The following is a 7,456-nucleotide window of genomic DNA, read 5'->3' as shown; positions in this document are numbered from 1 at the left end:
CGCCGCCTGACGCACACGGCCGCCGCGCCGCCCGCCGTCACCCCGCCGTACGCGCCCGGCGAGCCGCCGCCGCGCGCAGGATGCGGCGCCCCTCGGCCGAGATACCGACCGTGCGCCGCAGGCCGTTGCCGACGCCCTCGTGATCCATCAGCACCTCCAGGATGCGGGCCTGCCGCCGCAGTTCACCGGCGACCAGCGGGCCGACCCCCACCGGCTCGGCGCCACGCCGCAGTTCCTCGGGCGGCACGTCCCCGCCGGCCAGATCCAGACTCCGGTGCACGAGCAGCGCGGTCGCCGAACACCCGTCGGACCACGTCCGCAGCGTCTCCTCCGTACGCACGTCCGGCACACCGACCAGCAGCGACCGCACCCGGTCCGCCGCCTCCGTCCGTGCCTGCCCGTCGCCCGAAATCCCCACCTCCGCACGGAGTTTGGCGAGCGGCGCGGACCAGTCGGCGTCCGCATCGAGGGCCGCCCACACCGGTCGCAGCGCATCGTCGCGCCCGCCGAGCAGCGGCAGGCACCGATCGACGCAGGCAAGCCCGCTCGCCGCCAGCGCGCCCTCGTCCGCCCGGGCGATCATCTCCACCAGACTCACCGGACCCGACCTCCCCACCCCACGCCAGACATCTCCCTACGCCTTACAGCGCCCAACGTGGCCGAAATGTCACTACCCATACGGCCGATTCAGCACGCTCCCTCTCCACAGTCCCCCTCTGCGGCCCTCTCCACGGCCCCTCTACCCTGACGCGATGACCACGCGGCTGATCATCCTCAACGGCGGTTCCAGCTCCGGGAAAACGAGCATCGTGCGGTGCCTTCAGGACGTACTGCTCGATCCCTGGCCGGCGTTCGGCGCCGACTCCTTCGTCGAGTCGCTGCCGGCCCGTATGCGGGCGTCCGACGCCGGGATCGAAGTGGGGGCGGACGGCACGGTCGGCGTCGGGGCGGACTTCCACGCACTCGAAGCGGCCTGGCGCATCGGGATCGCGGCGATGGTGCGCGCCGGAGCCCGCGTCCTCATCGACGAGATCTTCCTCGGCGGCAGCGCATCGCAGCAGCGCTGGCGTGACGCGCTCGGCGACCTCACCCCCCTCTGGGTCGGCATCCGCTGCGACAGCGAGGTCGCCACGGCCCGCGAACTCGCCCGCGGCGACCGCGTCCCCGGCATGGCCGCCCTCCAGGCGGAGTCCGTCCACCGGGGCGTGGCCTACGACATGGAGATCGACACCACCCACGCCGAACCGCTCGCCTGCGCCCGCGCGATCGCCGCCCGCCTCGACCGCTGACGAAGCGCCGCGTCACTCATGCAGGTGTGCGGTTCCTGCGCTGGTTGGCATGGAATCGGGCCTTCTTCTGGCGGTTGCCGCAGGTGTTCATGTCGCACCATTTACGGGTGCGGCTGCGGCTCTCGTCGAAGAAGGCGGCCCGGCAGGTCGGTGAGGCGCACAGGGCCAGTTTTCCGTCGCGCTCGCCCGCGATGATGCCGATCGCGTCCGCGGCGATGACGCCGAGCGCGTCCTCCAGGCGGGAGGCGGCGGTGAGCCGCCAGCGCCGCTCGCCTTCCGGCGTCAGGGTCGCCGCGGCCCGCCCCTGAGTACTGAAGTCGTTGATGACCCGGACCGCGGCGGCGGGCAGAGCCTCCTGCGCCGCGGCCGCGGTCGCCGCGGCATGGATCGACTCCCTCAACTCCCGGGCGCGGTCGAGCTGCGCCGGGGTGCAGGGGTCCACGGCGAGGTCGTACTCCGCCAGCCAGTCGACGAGCCGCTGCGGCGTCGGGATGCGCTCCACGGGCTCGCCGTGACGCTCCGAGAGGGTCCCCGTGAAGCTCGTCGCCAGCACGCTGCCGAGGCGGAAGTCGGGGGGCTCAGTACGCATGGAACCACCATAGCTGGTTGCCGATCGGTGCAGAAGGCTGCTACAAAGATGGAACCGCCATTGCAGGTTCCATGGTTCCACGATCGCCAGGAGGCCTCATGCCCGCCCGGAGCAGCGACGTACGAGCAGACGCACCCGCAACTGACGCATCAGTGACGGCCGTAGAGGCCTTTGAAGCCCACGCGGCGGAGGCCGACCTCGACGACCTGCGCGCGCGGCTGGCCGCGGCACGGCTGCCGGAGGCCGAGACGATCCATCCCGCCGGACCCGGCCCGGGCCGCTGGGGGCAGGGCGTCCCGCTCGCCGACCTGGTCGACCTCGTGCACTACTGGCGCACCGAGTACGACTGGCGGTCGTTCGAGGACCGGCTCAACCGGATCGGCCAGTTCCGTACGACCGTCGACGGTCTGGGCATCCACTTCCTGCACCGCCGCTCTCCGCGTGCGGACGCCACGCCCCTGCTGATGACGCACGGCTGGCCGGACAGCATCGCCCGTTTCATCGATGTCGTGGACGAGTTGGCGGATCCGCAGGACGCGGACGCGCCCGCGTTCCACGTCGTCGTCCCGTCACTGCCCGGCTTCGGCTACAGCGACAGGCCGGCCACCACCGGCTGGGGCACCGAGAAGATCGCGGCCGCCTGGGTGGAGTTGATGGGACGGCTCGGATACGACAAGTTCCTGGCCCATGGCGGTGATTGGGGCGGGAACATCACCACGGTCCTCGGCGGCCGATTCCCGGACCACGTCCTCGGCATCCACACCACGTTCGCGGAGGGACCGCCCGGACTGAGCACGGACGGGCTGACGGCCGTCGAGCGCGCGTGGGCCGAGGAGACCCGCGACTTCTGGAACCACCGCGCCGCGTACGCGAAGCAGCAGGCGACGCGGCCACAGACCATCGGCTACGCCCTCGTCGACTCACCGGTCGGGCTGCTCGCCTGGATCCTCGACAAGTTCGCCGAGTGGTCGGACACCGAGGACAGCCCGTTCGAGACGATCTCCCGGGACCGGATCCTCGACGACGTCACCCTCTACTGGCTGACCCGCACCGGCGCATCGGCGGCCCGCATCTACTACGAGAGTCACAACTCCCTGGACCCCGACCTCCGCGTCGACGTCCCCTCCGCCCTCACCATGTACCCCCGCGACGTCGAAAAGTGCCCACGCCCCTGGGCCTCCCAGCGCTACCGCCACATCGTCCACTGGACCACCCCGCCCAAGGGCGGCCACTTCCCGGCCCTTGAAGCCCCCACCCTCTTCACCAAGGACCTCCAGAACGCCCTCACAGCAGTCCTCACCGCCACCCGGTAAGACCGACAGACCCCAGGCGGACCCGCCCCTCACGCACGGGAGTTACCAGTAACCCCTTGTGCACACTCCGACAATCGCCATAGCGTAGCGAAGAATTGCATTCGCGAACATTCGTGAGTCCGAACATCGAGCGCGCTGGGGGACGTGTCGTGGCACTGATGATGGTGTTGGCTGCGGTGTGGTGTCTGGTGCAGTTGTTGGTGTTGTCGGCGCCGGTGCGGGTGGTGCGTTGGTCGACGGTGTTGGTGGCGTTCGGGGTGGGGGTTGAGCGATTTCGCGGTGTTGGGGGCGTCGGTCGGGACGGGTTTCGGGCTGTTGGAGTCGGTGTTGTCGTTCGCGGAGCGGGCGCACAAGTCGCNGTGTTGGGGGCGTCGGTCGGGACGGGTTTCGGGCTGTTGGAGTCGGTGTTGTCGTTCGCGGAGCGGGCGCACAAGTCGCAGCCGGATGACGGGGGTTGGGTCCTTGCGCAGTCCATTTTCAGCAATGCCTTCATCCCTGATCCGGGTCGCATTCTGACCAGTCTTTTTCCTGCTCCGAACGGGGTCTCGGACTGGAGTGAGGCGCAGTTCCCGCCGGGGATTCATCTCATTTACGGGGTGCTGGGCGGGCTCGGTGTGGGGTTGATGGTGTGTGGGGGGTGGTGGGTGTGGCGGGTGTGTGGGCTGGTTCCGTTGGTGGCGGCGTGGGCGGCTCACTGGGTGAACAATATCGCAGCTGCGAACAAGGATGCGGAGTGGGCGAAGCCGTGGGCGGAGGACATTCATCAGGAGTGGGGGATATGGATCGCGCTCGGGGCGCTGGTGGGTGCGGCGGCGGTGGATGTGGGCCGGCGGCGCCGGGGGCGGGTGCTGCTGCCTCAGACGCTGCTGGCCGGTGAGCGGGCGGTCCCCGGCGCGGGCTCGTCCGGTGGTTCACCGTTGCTGTCGTACGCCCTGATCAAGCCCCCGTACACCTGGTTCATCGCGACGAGCTACGCCCGTACGCGGCGCGCCCTGCACATGGCCGTAGGGCACTCCCGTACGGACCCGGCCCGTATAGTGCGCCTGCGCGAGCAGGTCACCGAACGGACCCGCGCCCTCGACGAGACGAATGATCCCGCCCGCTGGCAGGGCGTCTCCCAGCGTCAGCTGCTGTGGGATGCGTGGGCCGCCCGCACCCGCCTGCCCTGGCACGAGAAGCTCTTCCTGCTCCTGTCCCTCCTGGTCGTGCTGCCCTCCCTCGCCTACCTCCTCGTCGGCGACTTCAAGGACACACAGGGCATCCAGAAGTGGTTCGCGGACGGGGCCGGGCTGCAGGTCCTGATCTGGGCCGCCGTGGCCGGGCTGCTGCTCATCGTGTGGCGTCTGGTCGCCACTCTCGCGAGCCTGCGCACCACGCTGCGCCTCCCGCTCGCGGAACCGGCCGTCGCCGCCCAGCTCCGCCTCACGTTGTGCGCGGGTTCGCTGTTGACCGGCTGCCTGCTCCTGTCCCGGCGAGCGGCGATCGCGCACGGTGAGAAGCCCCTGGACGTGCACGACGCGGTCGACCCGTACAACGACGACCCGTCGTTCCTTCTGGAGCGCTTCCTCGACGTCGGCCTGCCGCTCCTGCTGACCGTGGCGACACTGGCCCTGCTCGCGATGCCGTACGCGCTTCCGCTGGAGCTGATGCTGGGCGGAGGCGTGGGGGAGATGCTGCTCGGGGCCGCCCTGCCTCGACTGGCGCCGTACCTCGCCCGTGGTGGCGCTCAGGCGTTGGGGCGGCTCGCTTCCCGGGGCGCGATGCCGTGGGCCCGCGGGGCCCTTGGTAGAGGCAGAGGTGCGTACGCACGGCCCGGTGACCGCGTCGCGAGCGGGCGCACCGACCCGGTGGACCTGGCCACCGGCCGCATGTTCCTCGAACTCACCGATGTGGAGCTGCCGGGCACTCTCCCCCTCGCCCTGACCCGCCGCGCCGACTCCGGCTACCGGGGCGGGCGTTGGTTCGGCCCGTGCTGGTCGTCGAGCCTCGACGAACGCCTGGAGCACGACGAGCAGGGCGTCGTCCACTTCACCCCGGACGGGCTGCTCGTCGCCTACCCTCCCGCGGCTCTTGGGGGCGCCCCGGTGTGGCCCACCGAGCCGACGGCACCCCGACGGGCACTCACCCGGGCAACCGACGGAACCTGGACGATCACCGAACTCGGCGCCCCCACACGGCACTTCACCCCCGACGGCCTCCTCTCCACCCTCACCGACCACCACGGCAACCGGATCTCCTTCACCTACACCCCGTCCGGCGCACCCTCCGCGATCACCCACTCCGGCGGGTACCGCCTCCGCATCCTCCACGACCCGACGCTGGAGCGGATCACCGGCATCGAGCTCGCCACCCTCGACGACGAGGTCGACGTCCGCTGGATCCGCCTTGTCTCGTACGCCTACGACACCCACGGCAACCTGACCGAGCAGACCCGTGCGACCCCTGGCAGCACCACCCGCTTCACCCCGGACTCGCACGGCCGCATCACCTCCTGGACGGACTCCAACTCCCGCTCCTACCACTACCGCTACGACGATCAGGACCGCGTCGTCGCCGAGACCAGCAGCTCCGGGGCGTTGGCCTTCACCCTCACCTACAACGGCACCCACCCCGACCACCCCGGCTGCACCGTCACGACCGTCACCTCCTCGACCGGCGACGCTTCGCACTACATATGCGATTCCCGCCACCTGGTCACCGCGATCATCGACCCGGCGGGTGGCGTCACCCGCCACACGTACGACGAGGCGGGCCGGACGGTCGCCACGACCGACCCACTCGGCCGCACAACGGGCTGGTCCTACACCGAGGACGGACAGCTCACCCAGGAACTCCGCACCGACGGAAGCCGGATCGCGATCACTTACGACGACGCCGGCAACCCCGTCACAGTCACCGCCCCGGACGACACGACCACCCACCACACCTACGACCACGCCGGCAACCTCACCTCGGTCACCGACCCCACCGGAGCGGTCACGCGGTACGCGTACGACCCCAGCGGCACGCCCATCGCCGTGACGGACCCAACGGGCGCCACCACCCGCATCACCTCCGACACCGCCGGCCTCCCCCTCTCAGTCACCGACCCCGACGGCGCCACGACCCTCGTACGGCGCGACACCCTCGGCCACCCCGTCTCGGTGACGGACCCGCTCGGCGCGGTCACCGGCCTCAACTGGTCAGTGGACGGGCACCTGTTGAGTCGCACCGGCCCGGACGGCGCCGTCGAGATGTGGACGTACGACGGCGAGGGCAACACCACGTCGCACACCGATCCCCTCGGCGCCACCACGCGCTTCACATACGGCGAATTCGACCGCATTGCCACCCGCACGGATCCGGACGGCGCCACCTACCACTTCACGTACGACACCCTCCTCCGCCTCGCTCAGGTCACCAACCCCCAAGGCCTGCAATGGGGTTACACGTACGACCCGGCAGGCCACCTCCTCTCCGAAACCGACTTCGACGACCGCACCACCCATTACACCCGCGACGCAGCCGGCCGCACGGTCTCGATCCAGGGCCCGGACGGCGCGATCACCCACCACACCTGGGACACCCTCGACCGCCTCACCACCCGCGAAACCCCCGACAGCCGAACCACCTACACCTGGGACCCCTGTGACCGCCTGGTCGACGCGAGCAACCCGGACACCCACCTCACCCGCACCTACGACACCGCAGGCCGCCTCCTCATCGAAACCGTCAACGGCCGGCCCCTGCAGATCACTTACGACGCCATGGGCCGCCCCACCTCCCGCACGCCCCCCTCCGGCGTTCCCACCACGTACACCCACTCCCCCGGCTCCCTCCTCACCCGAATCTCCACTGCGGGCCGCGACCTAGCCCTGACGTACGACCCCGCCGGCCGTGAAGTCACCCGCACCCTCCTGAGGACCCACAGCTCACCCTCCGCACCCGGCCTCACCCTCACCACCACTCGCGATCCCTCAGGCCGCCCCACCCTCCATCGCGCCCTGTCCCCATCCGGCCACACCGTGGCCCAACACACCTACACCTGGCGCCCGGACGGAACCCTCTCCACCCGCGACGACGCCCGGTACATCCTCGACCCGATGGGCCGCGTCACGGAGGTCCACGCGGCGGACGCGCCACCAGGCCACCACCCCGACGCCGAAAACCCTGGTCACCCGCACACGCCCGAGCCACCGAACGCACCCACCGAGACCTACACCTACGACCCCGCCGGCAACATCACCCACGCCACCGGCCACATCCCCTCCCCAGGCCCCCGCACC

General features: G+C 70.6%; 5 protein-coding genes. 3 read left to right on the top strand and 2 right to left on the bottom strand.

Going from position 1 to position 7,456, the window contains the following annotated elements:
- Positions 1–37 precede the first annotated feature (37 nt).
- Positions 38–598, bottom strand: a complete 561-nt coding sequence (locus DY218_RS00475) for a hypothetical protein (RefSeq protein ID WP_128553898.1) — start codon at positions 596–598, stop codon at positions 38–40.
- Between the two features lie 154 nt (positions 599–752).
- Between DY218_RS00475 and cpt the strand changes: the two genes are divergently transcribed.
- On the top strand, positions 753–1,289 hold the full coding sequence (cpt, locus tag DY218_RS00470) for a chloramphenicol phosphotransferase CPT (RefSeq protein WP_128553897.1): 537 nt from the start codon (positions 753–755) through the stop codon (positions 1,287–1,289).
- A 16-nt stretch (positions 1,290–1,305) separates the two neighbouring features.
- Here the strand turns inward: cpt and DY218_RS00465 are convergent, their stop codons facing one another.
- Entirely contained in the window at positions 1,306–1,878 is a 573-nt protein-coding gene (locus tag DY218_RS00465; protein WP_128553896.1) for a CGNR zinc finger domain-containing protein, read from the bottom strand.
- A gap of 98 nt (positions 1,879–1,976) precedes the next feature.
- Between DY218_RS00465 and DY218_RS00460 the strand changes: the two genes are divergently transcribed.
- Both DY218_RS00460 and DY218_RS35555 read left to right on the top strand, forming a co-directional pair.
- Positions 1,977–3,191, top strand: coding sequence for an epoxide hydrolase family protein (locus DY218_RS00460; RefSeq protein ID WP_128553895.1), 1,215 nt, complete (start codon positions 1,977–1,979; stop codon positions 3,189–3,191).
- Between the two features lie 698 nt (positions 3,192–3,889).
- A partial coding sequence (locus tag DY218_RS35555) for a DUF6531 domain-containing protein (RefSeq protein WP_147336112.1) occupies positions 3,890–7,456 on the top strand: 3,567 nt, incomplete at its 3' end.

The organism is Streptomyces triticagri, from assembly GCF_003429565.1.
GTDB classification, from domain to species: Bacteria; Actinomycetota; Actinomycetes; order Streptomycetales; family Streptomycetaceae; genus Streptomyces; species Streptomyces triticagri.
Note: the sequence above shows the minus strand (reverse complement) of the source record. Positions and strands in the feature narration are given on the sequence as shown.

Bases quoted from the DNA above. Each gene is read 5' to 3' on its own strand.
- cpt (WP_128553897.1), top strand. From the start codon at position 753: ATGACCACGCGGCTGATCATCCTCAACGGCGGTTCCAGCTCCGGGAAA.
- DY218_RS00460 (WP_128553895.1), top strand. From the start codon at position 1,977: ATGCCCGCCCGGAGCAGCGACGTACGAGCAGACGCACCCGCAACTGAC.
- DY218_RS00465 (WP_128553896.1), bottom strand. From the start codon at position 1,878: ATGCGTACTGAGCCCCCCGACTTCCGCCTCGGCAGCGTGCTGGCGACG.